At 72.6% G+C, this 15999-nt stretch carries 18 protein-coding genes and 1 riboswitch; of the genes, 3 read left to right on the top strand and 15 right to left on the bottom strand.

Features of this window, described 5'->3' with window-relative positions; translation table 11 throughout:
• Nucleotides 1–34: 34 nt before the first annotated feature.
• The 6 genes from ACFQ46_RS00395 to gcvP all read right to left on the bottom strand — a co-directional run bounded on the left by ACFQ46_RS00395 (nucleotide 35) and on the right by gcvP (nucleotide 7356).
• Nucleotides 35–442: a PPOX class F420-dependent oxidoreductase gene (locus tag ACFQ46_RS00395; protein ID WP_380256108.1), complete on the bottom strand. Its 408-nt coding sequence runs from the start codon at nucleotides 440–442 to the stop codon at nucleotides 35–37.
• Nucleotides 439–1953 (bottom strand): cryptochrome/photolyase family protein, encoded by a 1515-nt coding sequence (locus ACFQ46_RS00390; protein ID WP_380256106.1) that lies wholly within the window; start codon nucleotides 1951–1953, stop codon nucleotides 439–441. The genes ACFQ46_RS00395 and ACFQ46_RS00390 overlap by 4 nt, the downstream gene beginning before the upstream one ends.
• Nucleotides 1954–2009: 56 nt before the next feature.
• Nucleotides 2010–3080, bottom strand: coding sequence for an SPFH domain-containing protein (locus tag ACFQ46_RS00385; protein ID WP_380256104.1), 1071 nt, complete (start codon nucleotides 3078–3080; stop codon nucleotides 2010–2012).
• On the bottom strand, nucleotides 3080–3553 hold the full coding sequence (locus tag ACFQ46_RS00380; RefSeq protein WP_328296292.1) for an NfeD family protein: 474 nt from the start codon (nucleotides 3551–3553) through the stop codon (nucleotides 3080–3082). The genes ACFQ46_RS00385 and ACFQ46_RS00380 overlap by 1 nt, the downstream gene beginning before the upstream one ends.
• Before the next feature lie 199 nt (nucleotides 3554–3752).
• Nucleotides 3753–4256, bottom strand: a complete 504-nt coding sequence (locus tag ACFQ46_RS00375; RefSeq protein ID WP_380256101.1) for a VanZ family protein — start codon at nucleotides 4254–4256, stop codon at nucleotides 3753–3755.
• Between the two features lie 226 nt (nucleotides 4257–4482).
• Complete coding sequence (gene gcvP / locus ACFQ46_RS00370; protein ID WP_380256099.1) at nucleotides 4483–7356, bottom strand: aminomethyl-transferring glycine dehydrogenase; 2874 nt, start codon at nucleotides 7354–7356, stop codon at nucleotides 4483–4485.
• Nucleotides 7357–7439: 83 nt separating this feature from the next.
• Nucleotides 7440–7541: riboswitch (glycine riboswitch) on the bottom strand.
• 60 nt (nucleotides 7542–7601) lie between these two features.
• Here gcvP and ACFQ46_RS00365 point away from each other — a divergent pair.
• Together ACFQ46_RS00365 and ACFQ46_RS00360 are read left to right on the top strand one after the other, a co-directional pair.
• Nucleotides 7602–8363, top strand: a complete 762-nt coding sequence (locus ACFQ46_RS00365) for a ParA family protein (protein ID WP_380256097.1) — start codon at nucleotides 7602–7604, stop codon at nucleotides 8361–8363.
• A gap of 141 nt (nucleotides 8364–8504) precedes the next feature.
• Nucleotides 8505–9170, top strand: coding sequence for a hypothetical protein (locus ACFQ46_RS00360; protein ID WP_380256096.1), 666 nt, complete (start codon nucleotides 8505–8507; stop codon nucleotides 9168–9170).
• Between the two features lie 84 nt (nucleotides 9171–9254).
• On the opposite strand, the gene ACFQ46_RS00355 is transcribed toward ACFQ46_RS00360, so the two are convergent.
• The 9 genes from ACFQ46_RS00355 to ACFQ46_RS00315 all read right to left on the bottom strand — a co-directional run bounded on the left by ACFQ46_RS00355 (nucleotide 9255) and on the right by ACFQ46_RS00315 (nucleotide 15022).
• Nucleotides 9255–9854, bottom strand: a complete 600-nt coding sequence (locus tag ACFQ46_RS00355) for a MerR family transcriptional regulator (RefSeq protein WP_380256094.1) — start codon at nucleotides 9852–9854, stop codon at nucleotides 9255–9257.
• A gap of 142 nt (nucleotides 9855–9996) precedes the next feature.
• Nucleotides 9997–10476, bottom strand: coding sequence for a bifunctional nuclease family protein (locus ACFQ46_RS00350; protein ID WP_380156816.1), 480 nt, complete (start codon nucleotides 10474–10476; stop codon nucleotides 9997–9999).
• Between the two features lie 25 nt (nucleotides 10477–10501).
• The gene (locus tag ACFQ46_RS00345) at nucleotides 10502–11215 is read right to left on the bottom strand and encodes a MerR family transcriptional regulator (RefSeq protein ID WP_380256092.1); all 714 of its coding nucleotides are present in this window, start codon (nucleotides 11213–11215) and stop codon (nucleotides 10502–10504) included.
• A 41-nt stretch (nucleotides 11216–11256) separates the two neighbouring features.
• A complete protein-coding gene (locus tag ACFQ46_RS00340; protein WP_380256090.1) occupies nucleotides 11257–11832 on the bottom strand; it encodes an FHA domain-containing protein in 576 nt (191 codons plus the stop codon).
• A gap of 150 nt (nucleotides 11833–11982) precedes the next feature.
• The gene (gcvH, locus tag ACFQ46_RS00335) at nucleotides 11983–12366 is read right to left on the bottom strand and encodes a glycine cleavage system protein GcvH (protein WP_328295814.1); all 384 of its coding nucleotides are present in this window, start codon (nucleotides 12364–12366) and stop codon (nucleotides 11983–11985) included.
• A gap of 41 nt (nucleotides 12367–12407) precedes the next feature.
• Nucleotides 12408–13175, bottom strand: a complete 768-nt coding sequence (locus ACFQ46_RS00330; protein ID WP_380256088.1) for a DUF881 domain-containing protein — start codon at nucleotides 13173–13175, stop codon at nucleotides 12408–12410.
• On the bottom strand, nucleotides 13172–13504 hold the full coding sequence (locus tag ACFQ46_RS00325; protein ID WP_380256086.1) for a small basic family protein: 333 nt from the start codon (nucleotides 13502–13504) through the stop codon (nucleotides 13172–13174). Before ACFQ46_RS00325 ends, ACFQ46_RS00330 begins: the two co-directional genes overlap by 4 nt.
• A gap of 82 nt (nucleotides 13505–13586) precedes the next feature.
• Nucleotides 13587–14441, bottom strand: coding sequence for a DUF881 domain-containing protein (locus tag ACFQ46_RS00320; RefSeq protein WP_380256084.1), 855 nt, complete (start codon nucleotides 14439–14441; stop codon nucleotides 13587–13589).
• Nucleotides 14438–15022 (bottom strand): CDP-alcohol phosphatidyltransferase family protein, encoded by a 585-nt coding sequence (locus ACFQ46_RS00315; RefSeq protein WP_380256082.1) that lies wholly within the window; start codon nucleotides 15020–15022, stop codon nucleotides 14438–14440. The genes ACFQ46_RS00320 and ACFQ46_RS00315 overlap by 4 nt, the downstream gene beginning before the upstream one ends.
• A 195-nt stretch (nucleotides 15023–15217) precedes the next feature.
• Between ACFQ46_RS00315 and ACFQ46_RS00310 the strand changes: the two genes are divergently transcribed.
• Nucleotides 15218–15973 (top strand): SDR family NAD(P)-dependent oxidoreductase, encoded by a 756-nt coding sequence (locus ACFQ46_RS00310; RefSeq protein ID WP_380256080.1) that lies wholly within the window; start codon nucleotides 15218–15220, stop codon nucleotides 15971–15973.
• Nucleotides 15974–15999 lie beyond the last annotated feature (26 nt).

Raw genomic sequence — 15999 nt, 5'->3', positions numbered from 1 at the left:
GTGGTCGGGGAAGGACCGAGCGCGGCGCCGAAGGTCAGTCGGTGACGGTGAGGACGACCCCGACCCGATCGCCCTGCAGGCGTCCGCGGCGCTGCACGAACCCTTCGACCCGGGCGAACAGCTGGAACTGCAGGCCGTACTTGGCCGCGAGGACCCTCTCCACCTCGGGCAGTTCCTCCGGCCCGAGCACGTCCGCCGTGCCGCGCACCGGACGGCCGTAGGGTTTCCCGCGGTTGCTGCAGGGAGCGAGGAGCACCTGAGGTTCCCGGCGCAGGCGCTTGACCTTCCCCGTGGTGTCCTGGGTGACCAGGACGAGGCGACCGTCGCCGTACGGCGCCGCCCACACCGGCGTCGGCACGAGGCGCCCGTCACGCCGGGACGTGGTGAGGAGCACGTAGGAGGACTTCCCCAGCAGTTCCGTCGCTCGCTGGACGTCGGTCACGGTGGACCACTACCTCTCTCGGCCTCCTGGTGGAGCACACCGTCGAGGTCCCGCAACCGGTCCAGGCCCCCCAGTGCCCGGGACATGCGCCGGTTGCCTCCCAGTTCCTCCCGGTGGCCGGCCAGGAAGTTCCAGTACCCCGCGGTGAACGGGCAGGCGTCCTCGCCCACCCGGACCTTGGGATCGTAGCGACAACCACCGCAGAAGTCGCTCATCCGGTCGATGTACGCGCCGCCCGAGGCGTACGGCTTGGTGGCGAGGACACCGTGGTCGGCGTGCTGGGACATCCCGACGACGTTCGTCGTCATGACCCAGTCGTAACCGTCGACGAAGTTCCGCCAGAACCAGTCAGCGAGTTCCGCCGGCCGGTAGCCGCGCTGCAGACCCCAGTTGCCCAGCACCATGAGCCGCGGGATGTGGTGGGTCCAGCCCTCGTCGCGGACGCCGGCCAGGACGTGGTGCAGGCAGTTCGCCTCCACCGCGTCGGCGTCGAGGTCGGCGAACCAGTCCGGGAGCGGCGACGTCGCCCCCATCGCGTTGCGGCCCTTGTAGTCCTCCCCCAGGTGCCAGTACAGGTGCCAGGTGTAGGAGCGCCAGCCCACGACCTGACGCACGAAACCCTCGACCGAGGCCAGCCGGACCCGGTGCTCACGGCCGTGCTCCTCCGCCCGGCGGGCCACCTCGACCGGGTCGAGCAGGCCGAGGTTCAGCGGGACGGAGAGCATCGAGTGCGCCATCCACGGATCGGCCGTGAGCATGGCGTCCTCGTAGACGCCGAACTGCTCCAACCGCTCGGACAGGAACCGGCGGAGCGCGCTCAGCGCCTCCCGGCGGGTCACCGCGAACCGGCGCGGCCCGTCGTTGCCGCTGAACTCGACGCCCTCGTCGCGCACCATCCGGTCGAGGTCGGCGCGCACCTCGTCGTCGATCGCGTCCTCCGGGGGCCACCAGGGTTCGCGGACGTCGAGCGTCGCCTGCTTCGGCGGCGCCTCGCGGTTGTCGTGGTCGTAGTTCCACGAACCGCCGACCGGTTCGGCACCGTCCATCAACAACCCGTGCTGGCGACGGACGTCGCGGTAGAAGTCCTCCATGAGGAGTCGCTTCCCGCCCCGCCGGTCGGCCCACCCGGCGAACTGCCGCTCGGAGACCACGAAACCCCGGGATGCGAGCACCTCGAGGTCGGGCACCCGCCGGACGAAGCGGCGGGAACGGTAGGACGTGGGGTCGCAGACGCTCACCGGCTCCCCCGACGCCGCGAGCCCGTCGCGGTAGGTCCCCGACCGGATGAACACCGCCTGGTCGCCGAGTTCCGCGGCGCGGTGCCGCAACGCGGAGAGGATGAGGTGGGCCTTGCGCCGGTGGTAGCGGGCACGCCGGAACACCTCGGTGGACTCGACGAGCAGCACCGGTTGCCCCGGGGCGTCGAGGAAGTGCGGGCCGAGCTGGTCGGCGAACAACCACCGCCGGGTGTCCGGCGAGCGGTCGGGCAGTTCCTGCGCGGCGACGTCCACGCGTCCACTCTGGGAGAGCGGCGCCCGCTCGGCACGCCGAAGCGGGGCCGGACCCGTCAGTCCCCCGGGAGGTGCGTCTCCCGGGTGACGCCCTCGGCGTCGCGGGCCGCCCCCGCGGCCTCCTCGCGGGCCCGCTTCAACGCCTGCGCGGGGTCCTCGAGGACGACCTCGTCGAAACCCGTCGTCGGCTCCGGGGCGGCGGGGCGGGGCGCCCGGGCCCCGGTGGACCCGTCGGAACCCGAGGAGTCACCCCCGTGGGCGGTGAACATGTTCCCGAAACCCTTGAGGGCATCGTTCAGCTCGCTCGGCACGATCCACAGCTTGTTCGAGCTGCCCTCGGCGATCTTCGGCAGCATCTGCAGGTACTGGTAGGCCAGCAGCTTCGGATCCGGGTCGCCGCGGTGGATGGCGTCGAACACCTGGGTGATCGCCTTCGCCTGCCCCTGCGACTCGAGGATCGCAGCCTGGGCGGAACCCTCGGCCCGCAGGATCGAGGACTGCTTCTCGCCCTCGGCCGTCAGGATCTGCGACTGCTTGAAACCCTCGGCCGTGAGGATCGCGGCGCGCTTGTCCCGTTCGGCGCGCATCTGCTTCTCCATCGAGTCCTGCACGCTGGCCGGCGGGTCGATCGCCTTGAGCTCCACGCGGTTCACGCGGATCCCCCACCGACCCGTCGCCTCGTCGAGGACCCCGCGCAGCTGACCGTTGATCTGGTCGCGGCTCGTCAGGGTCTGCTCGAGGTCGAGAGAACCGATGACGTTGCGCAGCGTGGTGACGGTGAGCTGCTCGATGCCCTGGATGTAGTTCGCGATCTCGTACGTCGCGGACTTCGGGTCGGTCGGCTGGTAGTAGATGACGGTGTCGATGCTCACGACGAGGTTGTCGGAGGTGATGACCGGCTGCGGCGGGAACGAGACGACCTGCTCACGCAGGTCGACGTTGGCCCGCACCTTGTCGATGAAGGGAACCAGGATGTTCAGCCCCGCCTCCAGCGTCCGCGAGTACCGGCCGAGCCGTTCGACGATGACGGCCGTGGCCTGCGGGACGATCCGGATCGTGCGGGCGATCACCGTCACCACGAACACGACGACGAGCGCGAGCACGACAAGGGTGACGACGTTGTCCATCAGTTCTCCTCGGTGGTGCTGAGTGGTGCGAGCGGCCCCACGACCGCGGTGGCCCCGTCGATCGCGGTGACGACGACGTCGTCACCCGCGGCGAACGTCGGACCGGTCGACCGCGCCGACCACGTCTCCCCGACGAGTTTCACCAGGCCCCCGCGGAGGGTGACCGGTTCGAGGACGATCGCCGAGCGCCCGACGAGGGCGGCCGAGCCGGTCGTCCCGGTGGGCGGCATCCGCAGGCGGCGCAGCAGGACGGGCCGGATGGTCGCCAGCAGCAACCCGGCCACGACGGCCGCGATGAGGACCTGCGGGACGAACGACAGCCCCACCGCGTCGGCGATCGCCCCCGCCACCGCCCCGCCCGCGAGCATCGCGAAGACCAGGTCGATGGCGGTGATCTCGAGGATCCCCAGGACCAGGGCCGCTGCGACCCACAGCAACCAGCTGCGGTCCAGCAACGCGTCCAGGAACTCCATCGTGATCACCCCCTCGCCGGGGACCCTACCAACCCTCCGTGGTGCTGAGCTGGGACCCGGGGGCAGGTTCTCGTCCGGGTCGTCAGGCGGTGCTCCCGCCGGATACTCCGTTCGCGCGAGCGGGTGCACCAGGTCGGGCGACTGCATCGGCGCTCACTTCGGACATCCGGCGGGAGCACCCCCTGGCGACCCTTCAGCGTCACCTGGGCGCGGCCCCTGCACGACCCGCGTGGGTGCGGTCCAGCACGAGGAGGGCTGCTCCGACTCCGACGCCCAGCACCGTGCCGGCGGTGTTCATGGCCCAGTCGCTGGTGGTGCAGGAGCGGCCGAGGACGACGGCGAGCGCCTGGGTGCCCTCGATCGCCGCGGACAGCACGATCCCGCCGAGGCCGACGAAGACCGGGCGCCGGAACCGCACCACCGCTAACACCGTCACCGGGACGAACAGGGCGACGTTGGCCAGCAGTTCGCTGCTCCCCCACGACGGGAAGTCGATCCCCACCTCGCACGTGACCCCGTGCACCCGCCCCCGGTCGTCCGGCGCCAGGGTGACCGTCAGGACCCCCAGCAACGCGAGGCCGACCAACCAACCCAGCACGCGTGGGCTCCTCCGGCCCACCCACCCCGACGCGGCGGACCCCACCACGACGACCAGCACCCCGAGCGGCACCAGCGCGGAGTGCTCGACCAGGAACGTCGGCAACCACCCCACCGCGTCACCTACCGATCTCGAGACACACCGCGCGTGGTGCACGGAGGGCGGTCCGGGCGGGGTACGTCCGCCGGATGTCCGAAGTGAGCGCCGGTGCACCCGCGCGAGGTGGTGCACCCACCAGCGCGAACGGATGGAGCCAGCGCGCAGCGCTGGAATCCGGCGCGCCTACCCCACCCCGGACGCCCGCCCCGACCACGCGGGCCTGAGAACGAACTCAGTACTCCGAGAGCGGCGGGCAGGAGCAGACGAGGTTCCGGTCGCCGGCGGCTCCGTCGATGCGGCGGACGGGGGGCCAGTACTTCGAGCGGGGGTTCATCCCGTTCGGGTACACCGCTTCCTCGCGGGAGTAGGGGTGGTTCCACTCCCCGACGAGGGACACCGCGGTGTGCGGGGCGTGGCGCAGCGGGGACTCCTCGACGGCCCAACGCCCGTCGGCGATCTCCTGGACCTCGGCGGCGATGGCGAGCATCGCGTCGCAGAACCGGTCGAGTTCGGCGAGGTCCTCGCTCTCGGTGGGTTCCACCATGAGGGTCCCGACGACGGGGAACGACATCGTCGGGGCGTGGAACCCGTGGTCGATGAGGCGCTTGGCGACGTCGTCGACGGTCACGCCGGTGGCCTTGGTCATCGGGCGCAGGTCGAGGATGCACTCGTGGGCGACGAGCCCGCCGGGGCCGCGGTAGAGGACGGGGAAGGCCTCCTGCAGCCGGGTGGCGACGTAGTTGGCGGAGAGCACGGCCTGGACGGTCGCGGCGCGCAGCCCGTCGGGGCCCATGAGCCGCAGGTAGGCCCACGGGATGGGCAGGATCCCGGCGGAACCGTACGGGGCGGCGGAGACCATCCCGACCCCGTCGCCGTCGGGGGCGGTGGAGGGCAGGAACGGGGCGAGGTGGGAGCGGACCGCGACGGGTCCGACGCCGGGGCCGCCGCCACCGTGGGGGATGCAGAACGTCTTGTGCAGGTTCAGGTGGGAGACGTCGGCCCCGAACTTGCCGGGCCGGGCGAGGCCGACGAGGGCGTTGAGGTTCGCGCCGTCGACGTAGACCTGGCCGCCGGCGTCGTGGACGAGCCCGCAGACCTCGCGGATGGACTCCTCGTAGACGCCGTGGGTCGAGGGGTAGGTCACCATCAGCGCGGCGAGGTCGTCGGCGTGCTCGGCGACCTTGGTACGCAGGTCGTCGAGGTCGACGTTGCCCGCGTCGTCGCAGCGCACGACGACGACCTTCAGCCCGGCCATCACGGCGCTGGCGGCGTTGGTGCCGTGGGCGGAGGAGGGGATGAGGCAGATGGTGCGCTCACCGTGGCCCTGGGCGAGGTGGTAGGCGCGGATGGCCAGGAGTCCGGCGAACTCGCCCTGGGATCCGGCGTTGGGCTGCAACGAGACGGCGTCGTAGCCGGTGACCTCGGCGAGCCAGCCTTCGAGGTCGGCGGCGAGTTCGGCGGTGCCGGCGAGCTGGTCGGCCGGGGCGTAGGGGTGCAGGTCGGCGAACTCGGGCCAGGAGATCGGCTCGAGTTCGGTGGTCGCGTTGAGCTTCATCGTGCAGGAGCCCAGCGGGATCGCCCCGCGGTCGAGGGCGTAGTCGGCGTCGGAGAGGGTGCGCAGGTAGCGCAGCATCGCCGTCTCGGAGCGGTGCCGGCTGAAGACCGGGTGCGTCAGGAACTCCGACCCGCGGCGCAACGCGGACGGCAGCGCGGGGTCGGCGGTCGCCTCCGTCGGGGTCAGGCCGAAACCGGTCAGGGCCGCGGCGACGTGCGCCTCGGAGGTGGTCTCGTCGACGGTCAGCCCGACGTGGTCGGCGTCGACGAGGCGCAGGTTCACCCCCGCCTCGAGCGCGGCCGCGACCACGGCCTGCGCGCGGCCGGGCACGCGGGCCAGGACGGTGTCGAAGAACGCCTCGTGGACGACCTCGACGCCGCCGGTGCGCAGCGCGTCGGCGAGCGCCGCGGCGCGGCGGGCGACCTGGGAGGCGATGGCGCGCAGGCCGTCGGGCCCGTGCCAGACGGCGTAGCAGCCGGCCATGACGGCCAGCAGGACCTGCGCGGTGCAGATGTTGGAGGTCGCCTTGTCCCGGCGGATGTGCTGTTCGCGGGTCTGCAGGGCGAGGCGGTACGCGCGGTTGCCGTCGGCGTCGACGGAGACGCCGACGAGGCGTCCGGGGAGGGAGCGTTCGAGGCCCTTGCGGACGGCCATGTAGGCGGCGTGCGGGCCACCCGCACCCATCGGGACGCCGAAGCGCTGGCTGGAACCGACGGCGACGTCGGCGCCGAACTCCCCCGGCGCGACGAGCAGCGTCAGCGCCAGCAGGTCGGCCGCGGTGATCGCGATCGCGCCGCGGGCGTGGGCGTCGGCGACGACGGCGGCGAGGTCGCGGACCCGGCCGGAGGTCCCCGGGTACTGCAGGAGCACCCCGAACACCCCGCGCTCGCCCACCACGGCCAGCGGGTCGGCGGCGTCGAGGTCGACGCTCACGAGCTCGACGCCCAGCGGCACGGCGCGGGTGCGCAGCACGGCGAGGGTCTGCGGGAGCACGTCGGCGTCGACGGCGAACACGGCCCCGGCGGGGGCCTTGGAGGTCCGGCGGGCCAGGGTCATGGCCTCGGCCGCGGCGGTCGCCTCGTCGAGCAGGGAGGCGTTGGCCACGTCGAGCGCGGTGAGGTCGGTGACGGCGGTCTGGAAGTTCAGCAGCGCCTCGAGGCGGCCCTGCGAGATCTCGGGCTGGTAGGGCGTGTACGCCGTGTACCAGGAGGGGTCCTCGAGGACGTTGCGGCGCACGACGGCCGGGGTGCGGGTGCCGAAGTAGCCGAGGCCGATCATCGACGGCACGACGCGGTTGCGTCCGGCGAGCGCGCGCAGCGCGGCGGTCACGGCGGTCTCGTCGAGCGCTTCGGGCAGGTCGAGCACGCCGTCGCGGATGCCGGCGGGGACGGCGCGGTCGACGAGCTCCTCCGTGGAGGAGAGGCCGACGACCTCGAGCATCCGGGCGACGTCGGCGGCGTCGGGGCCGATGTGGCGGGCGCTGAACGGCAGGGCCGCGAGCTCCGGGGAGAACTCCGGCAGGTCGCTGCGGACGGGCGTGGGCGAGGTCATGGGACGCTCCGGAGGTCGCTGAGGGCAGGTACCTCCCCGTCTGTCACCCACCCGCGCAGGCGCGGACGTGCTTCAGAGCGGCCTGATCTCGCGTGGTCCTTCCGCCTGAGAGGTTCCGGGGATGTTGCCCCTTCGGCGCCGCGGTCGGACTCTTCCCCGACCAGGGTCTCTCCCACACGAGCTGAACGGCCTGCCCGCATCCTACGGGACGGGATCCCGGATCCCGGGAAGATAGGTTGACCGCCGTGATCACCCTCGCCGTCTGCAGTGCCAAGGGTGGGGTCGGCAAGACGTCCGTCGTCCTCGGGCTGGCCTCGGCCGCCCTCCACCGCGGGACCAGCACCCTCGTCGTCGACCTCGACCCGCAGGCGGACGCCACGTCCGGCCTCGACGTCAGCGCCCACCGCGACCACGACGTCGCCGCCGTGCTGCGCACCCCGAGACGTCGCGTCGCCGAGGACGCCGTCGCGCCCAGCGGGTGGGTCGACGACCACCCGGGACTGCTCGACGTCCTCACCGGTTCCGCGGCCTCCGCGGGTCTGGACACCCCCGAGGCCGACGAGGAGACGCTGAAGTCGCTGCGCCGGGCCCTGGGCAAGCTCGACGACCACGACCTCGCCCTGCTGGACACCCCGCCCTCGCTCAACGGGCTGACGCGTTCAGCGTGGCGCGCGGCGGACGCCGTGCTCGTGGTCTCCGACGCCAGCCGGTTCTCCGTGGCGGCGGTCGACCGCACGATCCGGGAGGTCCGTGCCCTGCGCAGCTCCCCGGAGGTCGTCGGGGTCCTGGTCAACCGCTACACCCAGCGCTCGGGGGAACAACGCTTCCGCTACGAGGAACTGCAGGCCATGTTCGGCGACCTGGTGCTGGAACCGCTGCCGGACCGGGTGGCCGTGCCGCAGTCGCAGGGAGCGGGGGTTCCGCTGCACTCGTTGCGGGCCAAGGCGGCGAAGACCGTCGCGGAGCAGTTCGACGCGGTGCTGGACCGGATCCTCCGCACGACGTAGGGAACCGGACGGGGTCGTGCCCCGTCCGAGGTGCGGGAACGCCGACGAACGCCTAGGTTCCAACAAGTCGGTCTACCCGGGTTCGTCCCCGCAGGTGCCGCCCGTTCTTCCCCGCGCTCTTCGCGGGCCCTAGGAGGTTCCGTGACGCCCAACACACCCCTCGACCGTCTCCGCGTGGTGCGCGCCGTCCGCGGAGCGGTGGTTCCGACCGCAGCGCCGCACGTGCCCGCTCCGGACCCGGAGGCCGACCGGATCACCGGCATCGTCACGCGGTTGCGCGCCCAGTGGACGCGTTGCGGGGCGGACATCGCCAGCCACCTGCGCCCCGGGGTCAGCGAGGCTCACCTCGACGCGGTGGAACGCCAGATGGGCCTGCTGATCCCCCGCGGTGCCCGGGCCTGGTGGCGCGCGGTCGACGGTGTCGATCCCGTCCGCACCACCTTCCGCACGAGTGCTCCGACGGTGGGGCCCGGTGGCTGGGTCCCGTTGACCCTGGAGGAGGCGGTGCGTCGCGCGAGCGGCCAGGGTCCCGGCCTCACCGCCCCGCCGGCCCTGCTGCCCCTCTTCGCCCGCGACGAGGAACTCATCGCCGTGCGCCTGGGCTCCAGCCGCTCCGTCGTCGAGCAGATCGTGCTGGCCGAGGACGGCGAGGGCTACCAGCACTCCTGGCGCGTCGGTCTCGACGAGCTGCTGAGCACCTGGGCCGACTCTTTGCTGGCCGCGGTGCACTGGCTGCCCGACGCCCACGACTGGGTGACCGACCCCTTCGCCCTGCAGGCCCTCCCCCGCGCCGAGCTCCTCGACTAGTCCCCCACCCCACGCACGACGAGAAGCCGCGATCCCGCTGGAAATCCAGCGGGATCGCGGCTTCTCGTCGTGCGTGGGGTGGGGCTAGCCGGCTTCGCGAGCGGCGCGACGCTTGGACAGCTCGTCGGCCAAGACCATGGCGGTCTGACCGGGCTCGCGGTCGGCGGGACGTTCGCTCGGCAGCGAGGCCAGCTCCCCCTCGACCTCGCGCCAGACGCGGCCCACGGCGATGCCGAAGACGCCTTGACCGCCTTGGACGAGATCTATCACTTCATCGGCCGAGGTGCACTCGTAGACGCTGGCGCCGTCGGACATGAGGGTGATCTGGGCGAGGTCGTCGACACCGCGCTCGCGCAGGTGGGTGACCGCCGAGCGGATCTGGTGCAGCGAGACCCCGGTGTCCAGGAGTCGCTTCACGACCTTCAGGACCAGGATGTCGCGGAACCCGTAGAGCCGCTGCGAGCCGGAGCCGGAGGCACCGCGCACACCCGGTTCGACCAGGCCGGTGCGGGCCCAGTAGTCGAGCTGGCGGTAGGTGATGCCGGCCGCCTTGCAGGCCGTCTGACCGCGGTAGCCGACCTCTTCGTCCAGGTCGGGGAGGTCCTCGGCGAACAGCAGACCCTGCGCACGAACTGGCGGGGTCGACTTCCGCGACGACCCTGCGACTGCATCGCCACTGCTCACGCCGGCCTCCTCGTCATCGCCACCCGTCGAGGACCGACCGGAAGCGTTCTGCATACTGACCGTAGAAGAGCACCCCCGGAGCGTCAACGAGGCGCGCGGCGCGCCGCAGACCGTGACCTTTCCGTGACCCGGGAGAACCGGTTCAGGCCTCGCCCGAATCGGCTTCGAAGTCCTCGGGCGAGATGTGGTCGAGGAACTCGCGGAACTTCTCCACCTCGTCCTCGTCCTCGTCCGGCACCGGGACGCCCCCGGAGTCGAGCACCTGGTCGGCGCTCACGATGGGGCAGCCCACGCGCAGGGCGAGGGCGATCGCGTCGGACGTCCGCGAGCTGACCGTGAGGCCACCGTCGAAGACGAGTTCCGCGAAGTAGACGTTGTCCTTGACCGCCACGATCCGGACCTCTTCCAGACGTCGGCCGACGGCCTCGATGACGTCCTTGAGCAGGTCGTGGGTCAGCGGACGGGGCGGGACCACACCCTGCTGGGCGAAGGCGATGGCACTCGCCTCGGGGGCCCCGATCCAGATGGGCAGGTACCGGTCGCCGTCCCGTTCGCGCAGCAGCACGATCGGGTTGTTGGAAGGCATCTCGACTCTGACGCCGATGACATCGAGCGCGCGCACCCGATCACCGTACCCCGGCGTCGGCTCAGCGCGCGCCGCGGCCGAGCGCGCCGGCCACGAGCGCGGTGTGCAGCCGCAGGCAGGCCGCTGCGATCTCCCGCACGACCTGGTCGGCGCGGTCGACGGACTCCCCACCGCCTCGCTGCCCGAGGCGCTGCAGCGGCGCGGCGACCTGTTCCGCGAGAGCGATCTCACGGTCGGCGGCGGTGCGGAACATCCGCAGGTGCCGGGCCTCGATGCCGTGCGCCGCCAGCGAGGCCGCGGCGCGCAGCACCTCCAGGGCCTCACCGTCGTACCACGGGCCCCCGGGAGCGGGCGAGAGGACGCCGAACCCCTCGAGCGCGTCGAGGAGCTCGGCGTCGACGCCGGACTCGCGCAGGATCTCCAGCCGGGTCAGCCGGAGGTTGGCGGCGTGGCCGTCGAACCGGTCGGCCCCCGGGACGCTGCCCGCCGCGACGACCTCGGGGACGCGCGGTGCCGCCCCGGGCTGTTCCGGCGGCTCGAGGCCGCGGTCCATGGCCTCGAGGTTCTCCCGGATGACCTTCAGCGGCAGGTAGTGGTCGCGCTGGGCGGAGAGCACGTACCGCAACCGGTCGACGTCGTCGGAGGAGAACTTGCGGTACCCCGCGGGGGTCCGGCCCGGTTCGACGAGGCCCTGCTCCTCGAGGAAGCGGATCTTGGAGATGCTGACGTCGGGGAAGTCCGGCGTCAGGATCGCGAGGACCTCGCCGATCGTCATCCTGGGCAGGCTCGGGTCCAGGGACCGCGCCCCGGCAGCGCTCACTGCTCCCCTCGCGGGCTGGAGTGGAAGTCCATCCGGTACTTGCCGATCTGCACCTCGTCGCCGGCGGCCAGGACCACGTCGTCGATGCGCTCGCGGTTGACGTAGGTGCCGTTGAGACTGCCGACGTCACGCACCCGGAACCCCGGACCCCTCGCCGGGTCGGGCGCGCGGAGGAACTCCGCGTGCTTGCGCGAGACCGTCACGTCGTCCAGGAAGATGTCGCTGGTCTGGTGGCGGCCCGCGGAGGTCCGCTCGGCGTCCAGGAGGAACCGGGACCCCGCGTTGGGACCGCGCCGCACGACGAGCAGCGCCGATCCGGCCGGCAGGGCGTCGATGGCCTCCTGGTCGTCACTGGTGAGACCGCGTTCCGCGGACTCGTGGACCTCGGGGACGACCAGACCGGCGAAGGACATGGTGGAATCCACCGGTCGCTCGGCCGCGCCACCCCGGGGGGTCGCCGCAGGGGTCGTCCCGCCCTCCGAGGACGCACCCGCCCCGTCGGTCGACGACGCAGCCAACCCGTCGTCCGACGCAGCCAACCCGTCGTCCGACGACGTGCCCGACGCAGACATCGACACCACCTCTCACGCTGGCAGAACACGTGACTCCCGGGGGCAGGCAACTCCCTGCACGCGGGCGGTCACGCTTGGAACTTCCAGGATCACCCTAGCCGTGCCGACCCGGCAGGTCAGGTCACCGGGTCGACACGGGTGGCGGAGCGCTCAGCCCGCGTGGGCGGTGTAGGCCTCCGCGTCGAGGAGGCCCTCGACCTGCGCCACGTCGCTCGGCGTGATGGTGAACATCCAGCCGTCGCCGTAGGGGTCGGTGTTCACCAGGTCGGGACGCGTCTCCAGCCCCGGGTTGTGCCCCGAGACGGTGCCGGACACGGGCGCGGTGATCTCGCTGACGCTCTTGGTCGACTCGACCTCACCGCAGGCGCCACCGGCGGCGACGGTCTCGCCCTCGGCGGGCAGCGAGACGTACACGACGTCCCCGAGGGCGTCCTGGGCGTGGTCGGTGATGCCGACCCGGACGGTGCCGTCCGCCTCGACGCGCACCCATTCGTGCTCGCTGGTGTAGCGGAGGTCGGCGGGGACGTTCGACATGCTGGAACTGACTCCTCTGGTGGGGACGGCCGGACGGGGACTCAGCCGGTGCTGGCGGAGGGTTCCGGTGACGCCGGGCGAGCGTACTGAGGCGCGGAGACGGCGTGCAAGGCGTCCACCTGCACCCCGTCGGCACCGGCGGCGTTGCGGACCTCGAGGTCCGCCCCGGCGGAGCGCAGCGTCTCGCGCACCCCGCCCGGGATGTCGAGGGCGGTGGAGAGGGTGTCCGGGTCACCGATCACGCTCACGACGTAGGGCGCGCGCTCGGTCGCCCCGTCGACCAGGACGGCTCCGGTGGTGTCGGTGAAGGCGGTCTCGGCCACCACGCGGGTGCTGCCGATCTGGATCGCCTCGGCGCCGGCGTCGCGCAGCTCCTGGACGAACTGGATGAGGTTGGTCGAGCGCACGGCGGCGTCGGGGTCGGTGATGGTGGCGACGATCCCGGGCCCGTGCGCGGGCAGCGTCCCGGCCAGCAGCCCGTACTCCTGGGCCCGCTGCTCGGCGGCCTGGGCGGCGGCCTGGGCGGAGTCGGACCCCTCGGTGAGCTGACGCCGGGTCGCCTGGAGGCTGTCGAGCTCCTCCTGCAGGCGGTCCCCCCGTTCGGTGGTGTCGTCCAGGATCCGGACCAGGTCGGTCTCGCGCAGGTCGCTCAGACCCGAGGTGCTCGTCTGACGCACCTGCACCACGAATCCGAAACCGAGCGCGGCGCAGAGGATCCCCGCCAGGACCTGGGCGCGCGTGGCGCGGGGCCGACCCGCGCGCCACAACCGTCGCCACGGCGAGCGGCGCGTGGCCGCGGGCTCGCTCACGCGTTCAGCAGGTGCCGGCGGATGGCGGCGGCGTTGGAGAAGATGCGCACCCCGAGCACGACGACGACCCCCGTGGACAGCTGCGAGCCGACGCCGAGCTGGTCGCCGAGGTAGACGATGAGGGCCGCGACGACGGCGTTGGACAGGAAGGAGACGACGAACACCTTGTCGTCGAAGATCCCGTCGAGCACCGCCCGCAGACCGCCGAACACCGCGTCGAGCGCGGCGACCACGGCGATCGGCAGGTAGGGCTGCAGGGACACCGGGACCTCGGGGTGCAGGAGCACACCCGCGACGATCCCGACGACGAGTCCGACGGCTGCGATCACGTCGCGGAACGCTACCTCCCCCACCGCCTTCCCCGAGCCGCCGCGCGCCCGGTCCGTGGTCCCGCCGGGATTCCCGGCGGGATCACGGGGCGGAGGGGTGGGCCAGGCGCAGGTCGAGGCGGGGGGCGGCGGGCAACGTCATCGGGTCGTCGCCGGAGCGGGTGTCGACGCCGGCGGAGATGCCGTAGTTGTCGCGCAGCACCTGCAGGTAGCGACCCGCGACGGACGTCGCCAGACCGGTCTGCAGGGCCGTGGGGTCGCCGATGGCGGAGATCGTGTACGGCGGGGTCAACGGGCGGTAGTCGACGAGGACGGCCTCACCCGCCGCGCGGATCGAGGACAGCGAACTCAGCCGCTGACCGTTGATCGCGACGGCCTCGGCGCCGTTCTGCCACAACCCGTTGACGACGATCTGGACGTCGCGGTCCACGACCCGTCCCGAGGTCGTGGTGGAGCCGGAGTCGTCGCTGCGCGCGTCGTCGAGCACGACCTGCAGCCCCGGGCCGGTGACGGCGGTCGCGGCGGCGGCCACGGCGAGTCCGCCGGCCTGGGCGTCGGCGGAGGCGGCGGGTGCCCCGCCCAGCCGCGCCGCGAGCGCGGCGTTGTCGGTCTGGGCGCGGGCGACCTGCGCGGTGAGCCGGTCGGAACGCCCGGTGCTGTCGTCGATCCGCTGCAGCAGCGCCTGCCGGCCGCGGTCGGCCGCGGGTTCGGCCGCGGCGGCGCGCACCCCGGCGACGGCCAGCAGCCCGCCGATCACCAGCAGCGCGAGCCAGGTCAGGCCTCGCCCCGAGCGGCTGCGCTCCTCCCCCGTCTCCGCGCGACGTCGGGCGGCCGCGGCGTAGCCGGGGTCCAGCGGGCGGGTCATGACCTCGGTGAGCAGCGCCGTGCTGGCCGCGGGGTCGCGCGGCACCTGCGGCCGGGCGCTGCGGGGACTCACCGGCGTTCGGCGCGCCACAACCCGACGACCTGGGAGACGTAGAGGATCCCCGACCACCAGTACAACCCGGTGCCCCACAACGCGAAGGCCCAGCCGAGCGCGCCGGCGTACGTCGACAGCGTCGGCGAGACCTCACCGAGGAGGAGGAGCGGGAAGGCGGCGAGCAGGCAGAACGTGCCGGCCTTGCCGAGGAAGTGGACGGGCAGGGCGCTGTGACCGAGCTTCGCCAGGAACGGCAGGGTCACGATCATCGTGACGTCGCGGGCGACGAGCACGACGACCAGCCACCAGGGGATCAGGCCGCGGTAGGCCAGCCCGAACAACGTGGTGAGGATGTAGAGCCGGTCGGCGAAGGGGTCCAGGACCTGCCCGAGGCGGGTGACCTGGTTCCAGCGTCGGGCCAGGTTGCCGTCGAGGTAGTCGCTGGCCCCGCTGACCGCGAGCACGAGCAGCGCCCAGCCGTCCTGACCGTTGGTGATGAGGACACCGAAGACGGGGACCAGGAGCAGTCGCAGGAAGCTGAGCGCGTTGGGGACGGTGAGGACGCGCGTGCTGACGACCTGTTCGCTCGCCGTCGCCACCCCTGCCACCCCGTCCCGCGCTGTCGCCCGTACGCGCACGCGCACCGGGAGAACAGCCTACGTGGCCGGGCCTCTCCCCTCCGTCACACGCCGGACGGGCGCCCGCGTGAGCGAGGTCGCCCAGGTCGTTCGCCGGGCGTACTGTCGTCGTGTTGTCCGACACATGTCGCACAAGATGATCTGAGGAGATCGAGCATGGCCACCTACGACCTGAGCAACCGTTCCGCCATCGTCACCGGCGGGGGTTCCGGCATCGGCCGCGCCGTCGCGCTGGAACTGGCGAGGAACGGCGCCTCCGTCCTCGTCGCCGACCTCGTCGAGGCGTCGGCCGCCGGGGTCGTCGCCGAGATCGCCGAGGCCGGCGGAACCGCCCGGGCCTTCGTCGGCGACGTCGCCGACTTCGACACCAACCTCGCGATGGTCGCCGCCGCCGTCGAACTCGCCCCCCTGAAGGTCGCCGTCAACAACGCCGGCATCGGCGGCGAGGCCGCGCCGGTCGCGGAGTACTCCCTCGACTCCTGGCACCGGGTGGTGAACGTCAACCTCAACGCGGTGTTCTACGCCCTCAAGGCGCAGATCCCCGCCATGCTCGCCGCGGGCGGTGGCTCGATCGTCACCATGGCCTCCGTGCTCGGCAGCGTCGGCATCCAGGGCTCCAGCGCCTACGTCACGACCAAGCACGCCGTCATCGGTCTGACCAAGAACGCCGCGCTGGAGTACTCCGGGCAGGGTGTCCGCGTCAACGCCGTCGGTCCGGGGTTCATCCAGACCCCGCTGATCGACGCGAACCTCTCCGCCGAGGCGAAGGCGGGGCTCGCCGCCCAGCACGCCGTGGGCCGCCTCGGCACCCCCGAGGAGGTCGCGGCCCTGACCGCCTTCCTGGCCAGCGACGCCGCGAGCTTCGTGACCGGTTCGTACCACCTCGTCGACGGTGGCTACGCCGCCCACTGACCCACCCCACCCACCGACTTCTGGGG

Source organism: Kineococcus sp. GCM10028916 (assembly GCF_042674865.1).
Lineage (GTDB): Bacteria > Actinomycetota > Actinomycetes > Actinomycetales > Kineococcaceae > Kineococcus.
Note: the sequence above shows the minus strand (reverse complement) of the source record. Positions and strands in the feature narration are given on the sequence as shown.